Source organism: Cytobacillus oceanisediminis 2691, from assembly GCF_000294775.2.
Lineage (GTDB): Bacteria > Bacillota > Bacilli > Bacillales > Cytobacillaceae > Cytobacillus > Cytobacillus pseudoceanisediminis.
This window is the reverse complement of record NZ_CP015506.1, coordinates 3,699,992-3,717,114: the sequence shown is the minus strand read 5'-3', so window position 1 is coordinate 3,717,114 and position 17,123 is coordinate 3,699,992. Positions and strand designations below refer to the sequence as shown.

General features: G+C 41.3%; 19 protein-coding genes. 15 read left to right on the top strand and 4 right to left on the bottom strand.

All coding sequences use genetic code 11. The features are described from left to right. Window positions 1–11 precede the first annotated feature (11 nt). The 8 genes from gabT (at window position 12) to A361_RS18645 (ending at window position 8,889) form a co-directional block, all read left to right on the top strand. Window positions 12–1,346 (top strand): 4-aminobutyrate--2-oxoglutarate transaminase, encoded by a 1,335-nt coding sequence (gene gabT / locus A361_RS18680; RefSeq protein ID WP_099049176.1) that lies wholly within the window; start codon window positions 12–14, stop codon window positions 1,344–1,346. A gap of 11 nt (window positions 1,347–1,357) precedes the next feature. Then, window positions 1,358–2,779, top strand: a complete 1,422-nt coding sequence (locus A361_RS18675; protein ID WP_019379700.1) for an aldehyde dehydrogenase family protein — start codon at window positions 1,358–1,360, stop codon at window positions 2,777–2,779. 342 nt (window positions 2,780–3,121) lie between these two features. Further along, window positions 3,122–3,997 (top strand): putative beta-lysine N-acetyltransferase, encoded by an 876-nt coding sequence (gene ablB, locus A361_RS18670; RefSeq protein WP_019379698.1) that lies wholly within the window; start codon window positions 3,122–3,124, stop codon window positions 3,995–3,997. Window positions 3,998–4,070: 73 nt separating this feature from the next. Then, complete coding sequence (locus tag A361_RS18665) at window positions 4,071–5,513, top strand: sigma-54 interaction domain-containing protein (RefSeq protein ID WP_019379697.1); 1,443 nt, start codon at window positions 4,071–4,073, stop codon at window positions 5,511–5,513. Window positions 5,514–5,679: 166 nt separating this feature from the next. Continuing rightward, window positions 5,680–7,110 carry a lysine 2,3-aminomutase gene (ablA, locus tag A361_RS18660; protein WP_019379696.1) on the top strand — a complete coding sequence of 477 codons (1,431 nt, stop codon included), beginning with the start codon at window positions 5,680–5,682 and terminating at the stop codon, window positions 7,108–7,110. A 10-nt stretch (window positions 7,111–7,120) separates the two neighbouring features. Further along, on the top strand, window positions 7,121–7,414 hold the full coding sequence (locus A361_RS18655; protein WP_009332585.1) for a YokU family protein: 294 nt from the start codon (window positions 7,121–7,123) through the stop codon (window positions 7,412–7,414). Between the two features lie 125 nt (window positions 7,415–7,539). Continuing rightward, entirely contained in the window at window positions 7,540–7,761 is a 222-nt protein-coding gene (locus A361_RS18650) for a YozE family protein (protein ID WP_009332584.1), read from the top strand. Window positions 7,762–8,193: 432 nt separating this feature from the next. Continuing rightward, window positions 8,194–8,889, top strand: a complete 696-nt coding sequence (locus tag A361_RS18645; protein ID WP_019379695.1) for a hypothetical protein — start codon at window positions 8,194–8,196, stop codon at window positions 8,887–8,889. 25 nt (window positions 8,890–8,914) lie between these two features. On the opposite strand, the gene A361_RS30015 is transcribed toward A361_RS18645, so the two are convergent. Then, window positions 8,915–9,076, bottom strand: coding sequence for a hypothetical protein (locus A361_RS30015; RefSeq protein WP_019379694.1), 162 nt, complete (start codon window positions 9,074–9,076; stop codon window positions 8,915–8,917). Between the two features lie 178 nt (window positions 9,077–9,254). Here A361_RS30015 and A361_RS29140 point away from each other — a divergent pair, with 178 nt between their 5' ends. Together A361_RS29140 and A361_RS18640 are read left to right on the top strand one after the other, a co-directional pair. Then, entirely contained in the window at window positions 9,255–9,428 is a 174-nt protein-coding gene (locus A361_RS29140; protein WP_009332582.1) for a YozD family protein, read from the top strand. Window positions 9,429–9,765: 337 nt separating this feature from the next. Continuing rightward, the gene (locus tag A361_RS18640) at window positions 9,766–10,536 is read left to right on the top strand and encodes a sporulation protein (RefSeq protein WP_009332581.1); all 771 of its coding nucleotides are present in this window, start codon (window positions 9,766–9,768) and stop codon (window positions 10,534–10,536) included. Window positions 10,537–10,618: 82 nt separating this feature from the next. Here the strand turns inward: A361_RS18640 and A361_RS18635 are convergent, their stop codons facing one another. Then, on the bottom strand, window positions 10,619–11,476 hold the full coding sequence (locus A361_RS18635) for a glycerophosphodiester phosphodiesterase (RefSeq protein WP_019379692.1): 858 nt from the start codon (window positions 11,474–11,476) through the stop codon (window positions 10,619–10,621). A 296-nt stretch (window positions 11,477–11,772) separates the two neighbouring features. Here A361_RS18635 and A361_RS18630 point away from each other — a divergent pair, with 296 nt between their 5' ends. Continuing rightward, window positions 11,773–12,081 (top strand): YodL domain-containing protein, encoded by a 309-nt coding sequence (locus tag A361_RS18630; RefSeq protein WP_019379691.1) that lies wholly within the window; start codon window positions 11,773–11,775, stop codon window positions 12,079–12,081. A gap of 326 nt (window positions 12,082–12,407) precedes the next feature. On the opposite strand, the gene A361_RS30295 is transcribed toward A361_RS18630, so the two are convergent. Then, window positions 12,408–12,557, bottom strand: a complete 150-nt coding sequence (locus A361_RS30295) for a hypothetical protein (RefSeq protein ID WP_009332577.1) — start codon at window positions 12,555–12,557, stop codon at window positions 12,408–12,410. A gap of 14 nt (window positions 12,558–12,571) precedes the next feature. After that, complete coding sequence (locus A361_RS31295) at window positions 12,572–12,700, bottom strand: hypothetical protein (protein ID WP_009332576.1); 129 nt, start codon at window positions 12,698–12,700, stop codon at window positions 12,572–12,574. A 153-nt stretch (window positions 12,701–12,853) separates the two neighbouring features. Between A361_RS31295 and deoD the strand changes: the two genes are divergently transcribed. From deoD to A361_RS18605, 4 genes are all read left to right on the top strand, one after another. Then, window positions 12,854–13,558: a purine-nucleoside phosphorylase gene (gene deoD / locus A361_RS18625; protein ID WP_009332575.1), complete on the top strand. Its 705-nt coding sequence runs from the start codon at window positions 12,854–12,856 to the stop codon at window positions 13,556–13,558. A 226-nt stretch (window positions 13,559–13,784) separates the two neighbouring features. Further along, on the top strand, window positions 13,785–14,666 hold the full coding sequence (locus A361_RS18620; RefSeq protein ID WP_009332574.1) for a D-Ala-D-Ala carboxypeptidase VanY: 882 nt from the start codon (window positions 13,785–13,787) through the stop codon (window positions 14,664–14,666). 546 nt (window positions 14,667–15,212) lie between these two features. Then, the gene (locus A361_RS18610) at window positions 15,213–15,419 is read left to right on the top strand and encodes a heavy-metal-associated domain-containing protein (protein ID WP_019379689.1); all 207 of its coding nucleotides are present in this window, start codon (window positions 15,213–15,215) and stop codon (window positions 15,417–15,419) included. 132 nt (window positions 15,420–15,551) lie between these two features. Beyond that, the gene (locus A361_RS18605) at window positions 15,552–17,048 is read left to right on the top strand and encodes a S41 family peptidase (RefSeq protein ID WP_033196456.1); all 1,497 of its coding nucleotides are present in this window, start codon (window positions 15,552–15,554) and stop codon (window positions 17,046–17,048) included. The last annotated feature ends 75 nt before the right edge of the window (window positions 17,049–17,123 follow it).

The following is a 17,123-nucleotide window of genomic DNA, read 5'->3' as shown; positions in this document are numbered from 1 at the left end:
GAGGGGAAATGATGATGGGATCAATAAAAATAAGAACGGAGATACCGGGGCCGAGAGCGAAGGAATTATTGGCTAAAAAAGAGCAGAATGTGCCAAAGGGGCCGTTTAACACGATTCAGACATTTGCTGATAAGGGAAATGGAGTACTTCTGACAGATATAGACGGAAATACTTTTCTTGATTTTGCCGGGGCAATCGGCACATTAAATGTTGGCCATTGCCCGCCAAGGGTAGTGGAAGCCCTGCATGCCCAAATTGACCAATATCTTCATCCGTGCTTCCATGTCATGATGTATGAGCCTTATATTAAACTGGCAGAAAAGCTCAACAGCATTACACCTGGAAACCACAGCAAAAAAACATTCTTTTTAAGCACCGGAGCAGAGGCAGTGGAAAATGCCGTAAAGATAGCAAGGAAATATACCGGCCGAAAAGGGATCATATCATTTGAGCGGGGGTTTCATGGCCGGACCTATATGTCCATGAGTTTAACAAGTAAGGTTAAACCATATAAATATGAATTCGGGCCATTTGCGCCTGAAACATATAAATGGCCTTACCCTTATTATTACCGCAGCGAAGGTCTGAAGGAAAAAGAACATGATCTTGCCTTACTTAAAAGATTCGAAACTTTTTTTCTCAGCGAGGTGCCTCCTGAAGAAATTGCTGCTGTCATTATGGAGCCTGTACAGGGTGAGGGCGGTTTTGTTATGCCGTCTTCCCGTTTTGTAAAAGGTGTAAAACAGCTTTGTGAAAAACATGGAATCCTCTTTATCGCTGATGAGGTTCAGACGGGATTTGGCAGGACTGGCAAAATGTTTGCTATGGAGCATTATGATGTTGTGCCGGATTTAATTACGATGTCAAAATCAATCGGTGCCGGATTGCCTATCAGTGCTGTAACTGGAAGGGCTGACATAATGGATTCACCGAATATCGGTGAAATTGGCGGAACTTATGGAGGCAGTCCGCTCGGGTGTACAGCCGCATTAGAAGTGATTCGAACAATTGAGGAAGAAGGATTATTAGGAAGGGCAAATGAAATCGGAAGCCTTTTTACTGAAAAATTTTCAGATCTTCCTTTAAAATATAAGCAAGTGGGTGAAGTTCGTTCTTTAGGGGCAATGTGTGCCATTGAATTTGTTAAAGATCAGGATACAAAGGAACCGAATAAGGAAATCGTTCAGGAGATCCTGTCAAAAGCGCACAAGCGCGGTCTCATTATTATGAGTGCTGGCCTCTATGGCAATATTATTCGCCTGCTTTCTCCGCTTATTACAACCGATGAACAGCTCAATGAAGGTTTAACCGTACTGGAAGAAGTAATAGGTGAATGCTGCACATAAGGAGGAATACAATGAAACAACATTTATGGATCGGCGGAAAGTTCAAGGAAACAGAGAATTACAAAGCATTGAAAAGCCCCTATAGCGGGGAAGGTATTGCAGAAGTTGCCATGGCTTCTCCTTCCGATGTGAAGTCAGCGATTGATGCGGCAGATCATGCCAGAAAAATAATGGCTGAAATGCCTGCTCATAAAAGGGCAGAAATACTGGAAAATGCAGTTGCCATTATGAAGGAAGAAAAAGAAGAGTGCGCAATGATCATTGCGCGTGAAGCATCTAAACCTCTAAAGGCTGCAAGAGGAGAAGTGGACCGCACCATCATGACATATACCTTCGCTGCCCAGGAAGCGCGCAAGCTTTATGGAGAGACAATCCCAATGGATGCTGCTCCTGGAGGCGAAGGCAGGGTTGCCTATACAGTAAAGGAGCCGCTTGGAATTATCGGCGCCATCACTCCATTCAATTTTCCTATGAACCTTGTTGCCCATAAAGTGGGTCCTGCAATTGCTGCCGGAAACACGGTTGTATTAAAGCCTGCATCCCAAACGCCAATGTCGGCATATAAAATAGCTGATATTTTTCACAGAGCCGGACTTCCTGATGGAGCTCTGAATGTAATTACAGGGAGCGGCGGAACGGTAGGGGATGTGCTTGTTGCAGACGACCGCATATCGATGATTACTTTTACAGGGAGCCCTGCAGTAGGAAAGCAGATTCGGGAAAGTGCAGGCTTAAAGAGAGTAACACTTGAATTGGGTTCCAATTCGGCAGTTGTAGTGGATGAGAATGCAGACGTGGAGAAAATTGTTCCGCGAATTGCAGCTGGGGCATTTGCCTTCCAGGGGCAGGTATGTATTTCCGTTCAGCGCATTTATGTCCATGAATCCCTGTACCAGACATTTGCCGAACGCTTTGTTGAGGAAGCCAAAAAGCTAAAAGTCGGCGATCCGCTTAATGAAGAAACAGATATTTCTGCAATGATCTCCAAAAGCGACACCGACCGCGCGCAAAGCTGGATCGAGAGTGCCGTTAAGAGCGGAGCAGAACTTGCTCTTGGCGGAAAGGCAGCAGATAATACCCTGTATCCAACCGTCCTGCTGAACGTTGATAAATCAGAAAAAATTTCTTGTGAGGAAGCATTTGCACCTGTTGTCCATATTAATTCATTCAGCAGCTTTGAAGAGGCGCTTGCGCTTGTGAATGATTCAGATTATGGCCTGCAGGCTGGTGTTTTCACCAATGATGTGAATAAAGCCTTCAAAGCAGCAAGGGAGCTTCATGTCGGCGGTGTGATGGTTAACGATTTCCCAACCTTCCGCGTAGACCATATGCCATATGGTGGTGTAAAAATGAGCGGAATGGGACGAGAAGGCATAAAATATGCTGTTGAAGAAATGACAGAGATGAAGCTGATCAGCTTTAAAATTGACTAAGATGAAGGACAGGAACAGTAAGACCCCCACTTCGAGGATCTGGAAAAATCGTTGAGGGATAAGTGGGGGTCAAACTGCCCGTGAAGGCCCGAAAAGAAGAACAAAGACTAAGAAACGCCACCTCCTGTGGCAACGTCTTTGTGACCCACTTCTTGTGGGCCTCAACTAGCAATCAGTGGCGAAAATTGAAGTTCACTATATTTGGCCGGTATTTTAATCGGCTTGGCCGGTAAAAGCGCTGATTCGGCCGAAAAAAAGGCGGAATTGGCCCGTATATCCTTCATCATCTATAATGCCTGGCCGTTTGGCCGGGCAGTTTTTTAATAGAAGGGGGTCTGAGCAATGAATAAAAAAGCTTCTGTAAAAACAATAAAAAAAGAAAACGTTCTTGCCGAATTATACCTTGATCCATTCAATAAACGCTTAAGAGTAGACGATTATGCAGGGAAATTGGAAGATGCTGTCCATGAAGCAGAGAAAACGGCAAAAGAACACCAGTGTGAGAAATTAATTTTTAGAGGAAGAGTGGAAAATTATACGGAACTGCTTGCTATGGGTTTTCAGTGCGAAGCTGTTATTGACGGATATTTCCGGGGATCTGATCAATACTTTTTCTGCAAATATTTCTCGGACAAAAGAAGAATCAATCCACATTGGATTTCAGAAGACAGCATTATTACAAATGTAGCTGCCCTTTCAAGAAACCCGGATGTCATCATGCCTCCATCCGAATATCAGCTTATGAAAATATCAGAGCAAAATGCTGAAAAACTTGCTGCACTTTATCGGGAAGTATTTCAAATTTATCCAACACCTCTCCATGATCCCTCATATATTAAAAAGACAATCCAGGAAGGTAGCATCTATTACGCATTTCAGTATAATGATGACCTTGTCAGTGCAGCTTCAGCGGAGGTCAATCTTTTTTATAAAAACGCAGAACTGACAGATTGTGCAACACTTCCGTCCCACCGTAAACATGGTTTAATGAAAATACTCCTTGAAAAATTGGAAAAAGATTTAAAATCGCAGGGTGTATTCTGTGCCTACTCCATTGCCAGAGCGCTGTCGTTCGGAATGAATGCCGTTCTGCATCAGCTGGGGTATTCCTATCGGGGCCGGCTTCTTAACAACTGTTATATTTTCGATAAACTTGAAAATATGAATGTCTGGGTAAAGAATTTGGCTGCTGAAGATTCCTGGAGCCATAAAAAATAGTGCCAGTTTTTCGGCACCATCCTGACAAATTTTCGGCACCCTTTCATATACATAAATATGGGAGGGGATTTTGATGACTGAAACTCAAAGCATTTCAAAAGAAGTTCTGGCAGCCATACTAAAGGGCATTGATGAAGGAATTCATGTTGTGGATTTGGATGGAAATACCATTTTTTATAATGAAATTGCTGCAAGGCACGATGGCCTGGAGGTTTCTGAGGTTATCGGAAGACCTGTTCTGAAAGTTTTTCCTTCATTGGATAAAGAGACAAGCACCTTACTAAAAGTAATGAAAACAAAAAAACCGATCTATAATCAGACGCAATCCTATGTTAACCTTCATGGCGCGCAAATAGAAACCATTAATACAACTCTCCCTATTACTGTAGATGGCAAAGTAGCAGGAGCTGTTGAGATTGCTAAGGACTATTCCAGATTAAAGCTTCTATCAGAAAGCCTTCTGGATTTGCGAAAAAAAATGAAACAGCCTGTCAAAAAAAAGACTCCTGTTCAGAATGTACAGTACACACTGGATAGTCTTCTTACTGTAAATCAGGAAATGCAAAAAATTAAGAAGGAAGCAGCCAAACTGGCAAAGTCTGATTCCTCCATTCTGGTGTTTGGCGAAAGCGGGTGCGGAAAGGAGCTTTTTGTTCAGGGACTCCACCATGCTTCCTCAAGAGCAGCCGGGCCATTTATTGCCCAGAACTGTGCAGCTATACCTGAATCCTTGCTTGAAAGCATTCTATTCGGGACGGCTAAAGGAAGCTATACAGGAGCTGTAGACAGACCAGGGCTATTTGAATTAGCCGATGGGGGAACACTCTTCCTTGATGAAATACATGCCATGCCAATTGAGCTCCAGGCAAAACTTCTTAGAGTGCTGGAGGATGGGATTGTCAGAAGAGTGGGAAGCCCGAAGAGCACCCATGTAGATGTTAGAGTGATTGCAGCCATGAATATCCATCCAGTGGAAGCACTGGAGAGAAATCAAATCAGAACAGACTTATTTTACCGCTTAAATGTTCTCACTTTCGGGCTCCTTCCTCTAAGGGATAGGAAAGAAGATATTGAATTTCTTGCACATCATTTTATGAGGGGATTTAATCAGGTTTTAGACAAAAACCTTTCAGGAGTCGGGGAGGATGTGCTTGCCTTTTTCAGACAATATCATTGGCCCGGGAATGTCAGGGAATTAAAGCATACAATCGAATACATGATGAATGTCTGTGAAGATCATTTTCTTAAAGCAGAGGATTTGCCTGTGATAATGAAACAGCAGCTGCAAAAGGATGAACAGGCTGTTTCACTAAAGGTTCAGCCATTAAAGGCGAGCATGGAAGAACAGGAAAAAGCATTAATTAAAAAAGCCCTTCTAGAGACCAATGGAAATATAAAAAGAGCCGCAAAGCTATTGGAGGTTCCGCGGCAAACGCTGCAATATAAACTGGCAAAGTATAATATTGATATAAATAACGGGAGCCTTGTCTGCAGCAATTATGAAAGTGCCGAATAATCGGCATTTTTTTTGTTTCAAAGTCACCAGTTTAATAAAAATTATCCCCTCATCTGCTAACAATCGCCACTCAGTCAGGGTTTTCATATGATAATACGAAAGCTTCAGAATTGGCATGATTCTTGCAGTATATATTTTTAAAGAAATCCATATAGGGGGAATTTAAATGAAGAACTTTTTATATAAACCGGATCGGTACTGGAAAGATATTGAGCTGTGGAAGGATGTCACAGAAGAACAATGGAATGATTGGCTTTGGCAGCTGACAAATACGATTCGCACTGTTGATGATCTGAAGAAAGTCATCAATCTCACTCCGGATGAGGAAGAAGGAGTAAGGATCTCGACCAAGACGATTCCGCTGAACATTACACCTTATTATGCTTCACTAATGAATCCGGATGATCCGCGATGCCCGATCAGAATGCAATCGGTACCAATTTCAAAAGAAATATATAAAACAAAATATGATCTTGAAGATCCTTTGCATGAAGATGAAGATTCACCTGTCCCTGGCCTGACGCACCGTTATCCTGATCGTGTCTTATTTCTGGTGACAAATCAATGCTCCATGTATTGCCGCTATTGTACACGCAGGAGATTTTCCGGTCAAATTGGCATGGGAGTGCCGAAAAAACAGCTTGATGCAGCGATCAGCTATATCAGGAGTGCGCCTCAGGTTAGGGATGTTCTCATATCTGGCGGGGATGGACTTTTGATCAATGATAATATCCTTGAGTACATTTTGAAGAATTTGAGGGAAATCGATCATGTTGAAATCATCAGAATCGGCACGCGGGCACCAGTTGTTTTTCCGCAGCGGATTACCGAAAATTTATGCAATATCCTGAAAAAGTATCATCCGGTATGGCTGAATACACATTTTAATACTTCCATTGAGATTACCGAAGATTCTAAGAGAGCGTGTGAGATGCTGGCAAATGCCGGGGTTCCAGTAGGCAACCAATCCGTGATTTTGGCTGGTATAAACGATAGCGTTCCAATAATGAAAAAATTAATGCATGATCTTGTTAAAATCCGGGTCCGGCCTTATTACATTTATCAATGTGATTTATCTGAAGGCATTGGCCATTTCCGTGCACCAGTTTCAAAGGGGCTTGAGATCATTGAAGGATTAAGAGGACATACTTCCGGATATGCGGTTCCAACATTTGTTGTTGACGCGCCTGGCGGAGGCGGAAAAATCTCCTTGCAGCCAAATTACCTGATCTCACAAAGTGCCGATAAAGTGGTCCTTCGTAATTTTGAAGGAGTTATAACCACTTATCCGGAGCCGGAAAACTATGTTCCGGGCCGTGCTGAAGGGTATTTTAAAGAAGTTTACCCGGAAATGGATGAAAAACGGTCCAATGTCGGAATAGCAGCGCTGATGAATGATCAGCAGTTTAATCTTGTACCTGAAGGGCTCGCAAGACTTGACCGCCGCGAAAAATATGAAAGCGATCCGTCCCACAGTTCATTGAAGGATAAGCGTGACAAACGCGATGAACTAAAGGAAAAGAAATTCAATGCCCAGCAGACGAAACAGAAACCAGCAGCTGAAACGAATGCAGAGACCGCATCGGCAAAGGAATAGGAGGCTCATAATGCAAAGTAAATGTGCATGGTGTGAAAGCCAGAATATAAATGAAAGCAGGGAAACCGTTTATTGGGAGCTGCCTGATGGAACAAGGGCCATCCAAATTAATGAGACCCCTTCCATTTCCTGCAGGGATTGTGAAATGGTTTACCAGTCAGATGATCTCGTTAAGGAGATTGAGGACCAACTATTTTTGATTGATGTGAAAAAGATTGGAAAAGAGATTAGTTTCGAAAAGCTGATGGAGCAGCCAAGGCTGCTGAAGCGAAATTATTTCGATTTCTCTTCCTATGATAAGTAAGTGATAAGGGCAGCCCGCAAAGCTATGCGGGCTGCTTTTCTATGTAATACTAGACGAACTGAGCACAATTCGATTATAGTAGAAAATAAATTAATGAACGACAGAATAAAGGGGAAGGCGTTAGTATGTCCAAAACTTTCTATCACTTTTTAATGAAATACAGACACCCTGCACCAAAGGACGACATCAGCCGTTTTGCCAATGAGGCATATGAGGATCACAGCTTTCCGAAAACAGCCTATGAGTATGATGAGGTCAGCTCTTACCTCGAATTGAATGGAAGTTATCCTGAGAGCATGTCTGTATTTGATGAAGTCTGGCAATTGTATATACTTTCTGAAAGCTAAATGAACACTTTGAAACACTCCGGCACAGGAGTGTTTTTTTATTTGGCTGTTTTCGTAAAGGTTGTTGCTTTTGGGCAGGTAACTAATTTATGAGTTGATTGGAGCGGAAGGCACTTGATCCTCGAAAATGCTGACGCATATCCTTCGTGCGGTGCTCATCCGAGGAAGCTTATTCAATGTCCTGCGGGAGGAGAGGGAAGTGTGAGACCCCGCAGGCGAAGCCGAGGAGGCTCGCATTCCTCCCCGCGGAAAGCAAGTGCCTGGAAATCAACGGGCAGTATTCAAAAATAAAAATCATCAATCATTGAAAAAGAGCCATTTTTTGAGAATGGCTTTTGATTGATTGTGATGAACGTACGGACGATTTTCATAAAAAGTGCATATACTATTGTATTCAATACTCACGACTCAGTCATTGAGAGGATGGAGGAAATGAGCAAAAAGAAGAAACCAAAGTACAAAATCGGTGATACAGTCGTGATCACTATTTATGGTACAGTCGGAAAAGTAACAGATGTGAAATGGCTAGATGATATGTACGTCTATGAAGTCAATAAAAGTGAAGGTCTATATATGGAATCCAGCCTTCAAATGCTTTCTGAGTATGAAGGTGAGATTATGGAAAAGGAGCATATTGACATCGAATATAAATACTTTTTTGGTGACCTTGTCCAAGTCAAGGGGTATGGTTCAGATCTCTTCAAAATAGTAGGCTTCAGGACGGAAATTTGGAGATACAAAGAAGATGCATGGGAAGATGTTATTTATGAGCTTTCGAGAATTAATGACGGGGAATGGCTGGAGGCTGGAGAAGAAGAGCTGACACTCGTTGCGGATGCTGAAAGTGCAGATGCTTTTATTCAGAAGCTGGGACTCCTTTATATGATCAACAAAAAAGAAAAGCTGCCTGAATTAAAGGATTCTGCTCATTCATTCCGCAAGGCAGAAAAGGAATTGCTTGAAGGCATTAAAGAAAGAAAAGTGCTTATTGATGGTTTGCTTGATATATATAATGATTATCGTATACTTTATGAAATGTTTCAGGATGATGAGTATAAGCATATCATGCGGGTTATACTCAGAAAACTGAAGCATATTGCCAATAATGATGATAAGAGCACTGTGTAAAGCAGCTTAGGGGTCTCAGCTCTTCTTAGAGCCATGTGATTAGGAGATACAGTAAAAATGGTATGCCAAACCATATGACCAGCTTATACCAGACATTTAATAGATTGCTATAAAAATTGATAATGGAGCTTTCTTCACGATTGACATCTTCTTTAATGATTAGGGCCAGTCTGGATATACTTGACATGTCGCTGCCTCCTCAATTTCTGAATAAAATGGATCGTTGTTAGATGCTTATCCTATATGTATGTCCTAATTGAAGAAAAATGCACTTTAAGACAAAATAAAGAATATGACTTTTCTGAAAGTTGTTTTGCATGAATCCAGGTAGTGCTTCATACATTTTGTACAAAGGGGGCGTTGCTGTGAAGGAAATAGAGGTCGTAATAGATACGGAAGAAATTGCTGAGTTTTTCTTTCATGAGCTGGCAAAAAGAGGTTATGTGCCTACTGAAGGAGAATTGGATGAGCTTGCAGATATCACATTTGAATACCTGCTGCAAAAGTGCATCATTGATGAAGAAATTGAAGATGATTAATATAGAAAAATGACGAGGAAAGGTGCTCGTCATTTTTTTGCGGAGCAGCAGGAACACCATGCGCATACATATTCTGAAAATTCGAATTGCAAGCATACATCATTTTTCAAGAAAACGCTGAGAAATATAAAGCGATTTCCGCAAATATAAAAAATTTATGGCAGCACATTTGAAAAATGAAACTTTTCTTGTTATAAGCTCGTATATCTAAATGAAGCTAGTGCTTTGTGTTATATATAATAAGGACCGACGGAAATGTTTAAAAAGTTGGCCGGATGGAAGGTAAACCTTCTATTGGAAAGGAAAAAAATAAAAAAAGAACTAGGGAGAGAAGCATATGTCATTTTTTAATAAAGTCCTGGCAAGTGTTGGAATTGGATCGGCAAAAGTCGATACGAAACTTGAGAAGGATTCAGCAGCTCCAGGAGAAGCTCTCAGAGGCGTTGTTGAGATTACAGGGGGAAGCACCGAACAGAAAATCGATGATATTTATCTTTCATTGAATACTACTTACATTAAAGAATCAGATGATAAAAAATATACAGTCTCAGGTTTGATTGACCGTTTCAGGCTCGCTCACTCCTTCACCCTGGCGGCGAATGAACGAAAGGAAATTCCATTTACCTTTAATCTTCCAACTGACACACCTTTGTCTTTTGGGAAGACAAAAATTTGGGTGGCGACAGGACTGGATATAAAAAACGCGGTGGATCCTGCTGATAAGGATTATATTCGAGTCGTGGCAAACCCGCTAATGGATTCTGTATTGAACGCTGTATCGAGTATGGGATTCCGTTTGCGGGAAGCAGAATGCGAACAGGCTCCGCATCGCCTCCGCAGCAGGCTGCCGTTTATCCAAGAGTTTGAATTTGTTCCAGTCTCCGGTCCTTACAGAGGAAAGCTGGATGAACTGGAAGTTGTATTTTTTCCACAGGCAAATGGAGAGACTGAGATCATGATTCAAGTAGACCGCAAAGCGAGAGGGTTGGGAGGATTCCTGGCAGAGGCACTGGAAATGGATGAAACCTTTGTCCGTTTCACTGTTACAAATGCAGATATTCCTTATATGCAGCAAAAGCTTCAGTCTGTCATTGCAAAATATGCTTAAAATTTATGCTGACGAAAACGATGGGTGACGCCCATCGTTTTTACATGCTCAGACTCAGACTGCAGCATGGGACTGCATATAGCTATGCAAGAAGTGTTTTGAAAAAATCCTGACCTTTTAAAAAGGGGGTTATTAACACGTAAATGATTGAGTCGGGAATTCTCTTCTCATCATCGGAAATAATTCCGTGAACACCAAGCCGCTGCATGTCTGCAAACTGGTATTGTTTGCTAATGGTCCACGAGTATATCTCAAAACCGAATAACTCAGCTTGATTAATGAAGGACTTGGAAAGTAAGAGATGATGAACAGATAAGAAAGAGGCAAATTCGCGGTAGGATGCCAAATGAAACAAATCCAGGTGCTTGCTCAGCAGCAGGCCTGCAGGAATTTCGGGAGCAAGCTGGTGAAACTTTTTTATCTCATTAATATGGAAAGATTGGACCTTAATCTCATTGTCAGGTTTAAAAGAATGTAACATATTTGCCAGAATTTCTGTCATGCCAGGCTGATTTTCAGGTGATTTCATTTCAATTATGATTCCTGTTTTTCCGCTGACTTCTTTTAAAACTTCATTTAATAAAGGGATCCTTTCCCCGGCATACGCAGGAGAAAACCAGGATCCTGCATCCAGCTTTTTTATTTCCTTAACCGTCAAATCCTCAATCAGCCCCTCTCCGTCGGTAGTGCGCATAACATTAGCGTCATGAATTACGACAAGCTGTTTATCCTTGCTCAGCCTCACATCTAATTCGATATAGTCAAAGCCCAGTTCAATAGCTTTTTCAAAGGCTGCCAGCGTATTTTCCGGTGCAAGAGCTGATGCACCTCTGTGTGCGATAGACTGAAAAGGCATGAGTGGCTGAAAAAAATAAGAAATAGTCATTAGTAACAATCCGATGAGGATTGAATATAAAACAGGCTTTTTAGATACCCGCAATTCTTCACCCCCTTAAAAGACTTTTATACATAATATGCAGATTAAACACTTTTGAAAGCGTTTTCTCTGTGAAAAAAACCTTAAATCGACAAAAGTAGTATTTTTTTGATGGAGGAAACGACAAGAAAAATGGCTAATTAAACAGTAATACAAAATTGTTTTTAGAAATTTGGCGGGCAAGTAAAAAAATGTCATTAAAAATGCTTATGAAGACCTTATTTGTCAAAACAGCTGAATTTGTCTGATAGGTAAATCAGACAAAAAAGCGGATGCATAGAATGTGAGGGGGATGCCAAATGCTGAAGGAACTAACAAGAATCAAAAGAAAAGAATATGATGTGACAATCTTTCAAACACCGAAATTTAGGGACAAAAAAGGCTTTCAGCAAGTATATCGCCTAAATGTCGAAGCTTTAACCCATGTGGAATGTCTTGATTCAGTTTTTAGGAAGTTTAATGTGCTTGACAGGATTCCCGGGGATTTTGAGGGCCGATTTATTTCCACAGGGGATATACTCTATATTGATGAAGGCAGAAGAGGGCAATTTTATTATCAGCTAAAGCCGGGCGGCTGGGAAGAAGTTAATCGAATACATATACGCTAAAGAACAAAAGCGGAAGTGCCTTATCAGATGAACTCTAACTAAAACCGCCACTTCCTGTGGCGCACACCCTGTGCAGGTCCGACAGGCATAAGTCGAATCACAGGAAATCTCCCAAAGCTACTATGGTCGGGGCGATGTATCGCTGCCGAAGCATTCCTTGTCCCGATTTCTGGAGTAATTTGGCTTATGACCCGAGGTGCTGGGCGGTGGAACTGATGCAGATATTTTTTTCTAAAAGTTATTCACATCGTTATTTTTTATAAATTCCCTTAACAATGAAATAGCAGGAGGGCACTATAGCTCTCCTGCTTATTTTATTAAATATTTTATTCCGTAATGTTTGATCCTGGACTATTTTTGCGTTTATTGGCAGTGTATTCCTTGCCGTGGGCTTCTTGCTCTGCAATAATGGCTTCAGCAGGAATATGATTATTTTTCTTTGGAGAATTTATACGGTTGCGGTGCTTCTTTCCCATCCTAATCCCTCCGATTATCGATTGCTTTTTGTTTTGACTGTTTTGGATGTATGGGGCTCGGTATTAGCCCTCGAAGATGGATTTGTCTCGTTGGCATGCTGTACGGCCTGCCTGAGTTTTTTGCTCATTCCTTTTTGCGGCATGATTACAACCTCCTTTGGAAAAGCTAAAAATAGCTTTCCCGTACAGTGAAAAAACATGCCTTATGTAATTTGTTTCTAAGTGATGGCACATATGGTATAGTTTGACTTGGAAGCATTTACAGTGGCTTCAGAATTAATTTGGAGGTTTTGATTATGAGCATACATATCGGTGCTAAAGAAAACGAAATTGCGGAAACGGTCCTGCTCCCTGGAGACCCTCTGCGTGCAAAATATATTGCAGAAACATTTTTGGAAAATGCAGAATGCTACAATGAAGTCCGCAACATGTTTGGCTATACAGGAACGTATAAAGGGAAACGCATATCAGTTCAGGGCACAGGCATGGGAGTGCCATCCATTTCCATTTATATTAATGAACTTATGCAGAGCTACAATGTTCAAAACTTAATTAGAGTAGGCACATGCGGTGCAATTCAAAAAGATGTGAAAGTTAGGGATGTAATCCTGGCAATGAGCTCTTCTACAGATTCCCAAATGAACAGGCTTACATTTGGAGGGGTAGACTTTGCGCCGACAGCTAACTTCGACCTTCTGAAAAAAGCCTATGATGCAGGTGTTGAAAAAGGATTAAACCTCAAAGTCGGAAATGTATTCACAGCAGATATGTTCTATAATGATAATGCTGAACACGAAAAATGGGCACAATATCAGATTTTGGCGATTGAGATGGAAACGGCTGCGCTTTATACACTTGCAGCGAAGTTTGGCCGTAAGGCGCTTTCTGTCTTAACAGTCAGCGATCATATCCTTACAGGTGAGGAAACAACTTCTGAAGAAAGACAAACCACCTTCAATGAAATGATTGAAGTTGCACTTGAGGCGGCTGTTAAAGAATAAAGGAAATGGAAACTGGTTCATTGTGAGCCAGTTTTATTTTTTTTGAGTTTAAATAAAAAAAATCTGCCAAAAGCAATTTGTGCCGTTTGTCCTGTTTTTCACACAATTATGGACTAGTTGACTTGTAGTGTTAAAATAGTAATGTTGCAAAGAAAAAGAAAAGCAGCAGCGCCTAGCCCGAGGGGCAGGGTGATTGCGCTAGACAAAAAAAGTCAGGTGAAAATGAATGAAGAAAATCATAATTATGGCAGGGACCCTTAGCCTCCTGCTCTCCGGCTGCAGCAAGCTCGATCCTTATATGGAGAAGGTTCAGCCGCTTATTGAAAAAATTCCATTTCTGGGAGGAGAAAAAAGTCTTGAGGAACCTCCTCTAGAAGATGAATCCTCAAAAGAAGAAGAAAACAGTGCTGAGGAAGCAGGCAATGAAGGCAAAGAAGGCAAAGAAGAAATTCAAAATGATCCTCTTTCATTGGAAGCGGCATATTTTAATGATGTTAAAGTTGTCGATGGAAGAAATATAATTCAGAATCCTGAAAATGTGATGGCCCTCGTGAATAAACAGTTCAGTCTTCCGGATGGCTATGAACCTTCCAAGTTAATGATTCCTGATGTCGCATTTTCTTATGGGAAATTAGATTTGGAAAAAAGCTATTTGCGGCAGGACGCTGCCCAGGCTTTGGAAAAGCTATTTACCGGAGCGCTAAATGAAGGTGTTGAATTGTTTGCAGTTTCCGGATACCGTTCATTTACCAGGCAATCACAGGTTTTTGAAGCAGAGGTAAGCAAAGTAGGAAAAGAAAAAGCAGTTCAGGCAGTTGCCATTCCGGGCAGCAGTGAACATCAGACAGGCCTTTCAATGGATATCTCAAGCAGAAGTGCAAATCTTGAACTTTCAGAAGAATTCGGGGAAACCAGGGAAGGAAAGTGGCTTGCTGAAAATGCACATCGCTACGGATTTATCCTCCGCTACCCTAAAGGAAAAGAAGGCATCACAGGTTATAAATATGAGCCTTGGCATTTCCGCTATGTTGGGACTGAAGCAGCAACAGTCATTTACGAAAAGAAATGGACTTTGGAAGAATACTTCGATATTGTTAAAAAGATCTAAGAGGCCACAAAGGCCTCTTTTATTTTCCTTTTTGCTTGGGGCTGCTTATCCCTGATTGAAAATAAAATATAACTGCTAAAATGAGGGGAACAGCGGGAAGTGCAGACAGGATGCGGAGAGCGTTTTCTGCCCCAGTTAAATAATAGCCTAAGGGCAGAAGTAGAAAAAAGCTTGATAGAGCAAGTTTCCATGACTGATTCATGATTCCTGCAATAAGGCAGATCAATGAAACTGCGAAACTTAACCATAACACTGCGATTATCATTATAATTCACTCCTTAAAAAAGTGATGGGAGGCTCGAGGGAAGGCTGGTGTATAGGATTAGGCGGATGCTTGTGGATTTTTAAAATGAGACTATATAATAAAATATGGTCTATGCCGGCTAAACATTAATCTTTTATTTTTCTCGATGTTTATATTGAGGGGAAGTATGATTCCTGTGTTGGCATACATCAAGCCGCCGACTGTTGACTCGATGTTTATTAACACCCTTAAATGAGGTAATAATAAACTAAGGTTTTACAGGTGAAAAGGAGGTTCATACATTGGAAAAAGTTTCACTTAAAGTTGCGGGCATGACCTGCAGCCACTGTGAAGAGGCGGTCAAAAATGCCCTTCTCTCCATTGATGGTGTGGCAAGCGTCGCCATTGCCTTTCACGGCGAACATGCAGAAATCGAGTATGAACCGAAAAAAGCTGATAAGGAAAACTTAATAAAAGCGATAAAAGATCAAGGCTATGGGGTAGCCTAACATAAGAAGGAGCGCTTTAGCATTTTTCGCTGGCGCTCTTTCAATTTTTACACATATGCATTTTTCTTTGTTATTTTTTCGATAAAAATGTTATTCTAATCATTAAGGATTCTACATAGTTATTTTACGGTAATGAAAGTGGTGAAGAGTTTGCAAAATGAAGATCTAAACAAAGAAACTTCCGAAACACCCGATAATAACCATTCAGGTTTTATCCGCATGAAAAAGTTTCATTTTGTAATGCTGCTGTTTTTTATTGTTTTCCTTTCAGCTGGAATTACTACCTTTGCACTGGCTTTTGGAGATGAAAAAGCAGTAGATGTTGGAACTGGCGATAGAAGGGAATTTGATAAGTTTTATACAGCTTATGATACCCTTAAAACAAACTACTTCCAGGAAGTTGACCAGGATAACCTTATAAATGGCGCTATTAACGGTATGCTTGAAGCGCTGGATGATCCATACTCAGACTATATGAATGAGGAAGAAGCCAAAAGCTTCCATCAGAGTATTTCATCCTCATTTGAAGGAATCGGAGCTGAAATCCAGGAACAGGAAGGCTACATTGTAATTGTTTCACCATTAAAAGGTTCACCTGCTGAAAAAGCCGGGCTTAAACCGAATGACAAGGTCCTGTCCGTTGATGGAAAAAGTCTTCAGGGGATGAGTTCGACTGAGGCCGTTATGCTGATCAGAGGTGAAAAGGGCACTAAGGTAGAACTTTCAGTTCAGCGCCCTGGTTCAGATGAGCCTATGAATATTTCCATTACTCGTGATACTATTCCCCTTGAAACCGTCTATGGGGAAATGCTTGAAGATGGTATTGCAAAAGTGCAGATTACTACTTTCTCGGAAAATACTTCTAAAGAGCTGGTGGAAACTCTGAATGATCTGCAGAAGCAGGGCATGAAAGGGTTAATTCTTGATCTTCGCCAGAATCCTGGGGGTCTTTTGGATCAGGCGGTGGAAATTTCCAGCCTGTTTGTCCCGGATGGCGAGATTTTATTCCAAATTGAAGACCGCAATGGAAACAGGGAAGAAGTTAAATCAACGAAAGAGGAAAACCCGAATATTCCTTTAGTAGTTGTAATTGATAAAGGAAGCGCAAGTGCATCAGAAATTTTGGCCGCCGCAGTACACGAGTCTGCAGATGTGCCGCTTGTCGGTGAAAAGTCGTTTGGAAAGGGCACAGTCCAGCGTGCACAGGACTTCTCCGATGGATCAAACATGAAATTCACTACTGAAAAATGGCTCACACCGGATGGGAATTGGATTCATAAAAAGGGAATAACACCGGTTCACAAAGTGGCCTTGCCGGATTATGCTACACTGCCATTTATTAATCCTGACACTGAATTAAAGCTTTCTGTTTCTTCAGCTCAGGTTAAAGCAGGACAGCAAATGCTAAAAGCACTTGGATATGATCCTGGAAGAGAAGACGGTTTCTTTGATGAAAAAACAGAACAGGCTGTCAAAGAATTTCAGGCCGCCGAAAAGCTTGAGCAAAATGGAGTATTATCAGGGCAGTCTACCCTTAGACTGATGGAAAAACTCCGTGAAAAAATTGATCAAAATGATACGCAAATTCAAAAAGCAGCCGAAGTGCTGAAAGAACAAATAGAATCTTAAGGCAAAAGCTCTCCATTTTTGGAGAGCTTTTTTCTGTTGATACATGTATTCCTGTTATAGAAAATGGGTATATAA

Coding starts and splice junctions, on each gene's coding strand:
- deoD (WP_009332575.1), top strand. CDS start 12,854: ATGAGCATACATATCGGTGCTAAAGAAAACGAAATTGCGGAAACGGTC.
- A361_RS31295 (WP_009332576.1), bottom strand. CDS start 12,700: ATGCCGCAAAAAGGAATGAGCAAAAAACTCAGGCAGGCCGTACAGCAT.
- ablB (WP_019379698.1), top strand. CDS start 3,122: ATGAATAAAAAAGCTTCTGTAAAAACAATAAAAAAAGAAAACGTTCTT.
- A361_RS18655 (WP_009332585.1), top strand. CDS start 7,121: ATGCAAAGTAAATGTGCATGGTGTGAAAGCCAGAATATAAATGAAAGC.
- A361_RS18640 (WP_009332581.1), top strand. CDS start 9,766: ATGTCATTTTTTAATAAAGTCCTGGCAAGTGTTGGAATTGGATCGGCA.
- A361_RS18605 (WP_033196456.1), top strand. CDS start 15,552: ATGAAAGTGGTGAAGAGTTTGCAAAATGAAGATCTAAACAAAGAAACT.
- gabT (WP_099049176.1), top strand. CDS start 12: ATGATGGGATCAATAAAAATAAGAACGGAGATACCGGGGCCGAGAGCG.
- A361_RS18675 (WP_019379700.1), top strand. CDS start 1,358: ATGAAACAACATTTATGGATCGGCGGAAAGTTCAAGGAAACAGAGAAT.
- A361_RS18650 (WP_009332584.1), top strand. CDS start 7,540: ATGTCCAAAACTTTCTATCACTTTTTAATGAAATACAGACACCCTGCA.
- A361_RS30295 (WP_009332577.1), bottom strand. CDS start 12,557: ATGGGAAAGAAGCACCGCAACCGTATAAATTCTCCAAAGAAAAATAAT.
- A361_RS18665 (WP_019379697.1), top strand. CDS start 4,071: ATGACTGAAACTCAAAGCATTTCAAAAGAAGTTCTGGCAGCCATACTA.
- A361_RS18620 (WP_009332574.1), top strand. CDS start 13,785: ATGAAGAAAATCATAATTATGGCAGGGACCCTTAGCCTCCTGCTCTCC.
- A361_RS18645 (WP_019379695.1), top strand. CDS start 8,194: ATGAGCAAAAAGAAGAAACCAAAGTACAAAATCGGTGATACAGTCGTG.
- A361_RS30015 (WP_019379694.1), bottom strand. CDS start 9,076: ATGTCAAGTATATCCAGACTGGCCCTAATCATTAAAGAAGATGTCAAT.
- ablA (WP_019379696.1), top strand. CDS start 5,680: ATGAAGAACTTTTTATATAAACCGGATCGGTACTGGAAAGATATTGAG.
- A361_RS18630 (WP_019379691.1), top strand. CDS start 11,773: ATGCTGAAGGAACTAACAAGAATCAAAAGAAAAGAATATGATGTGACA.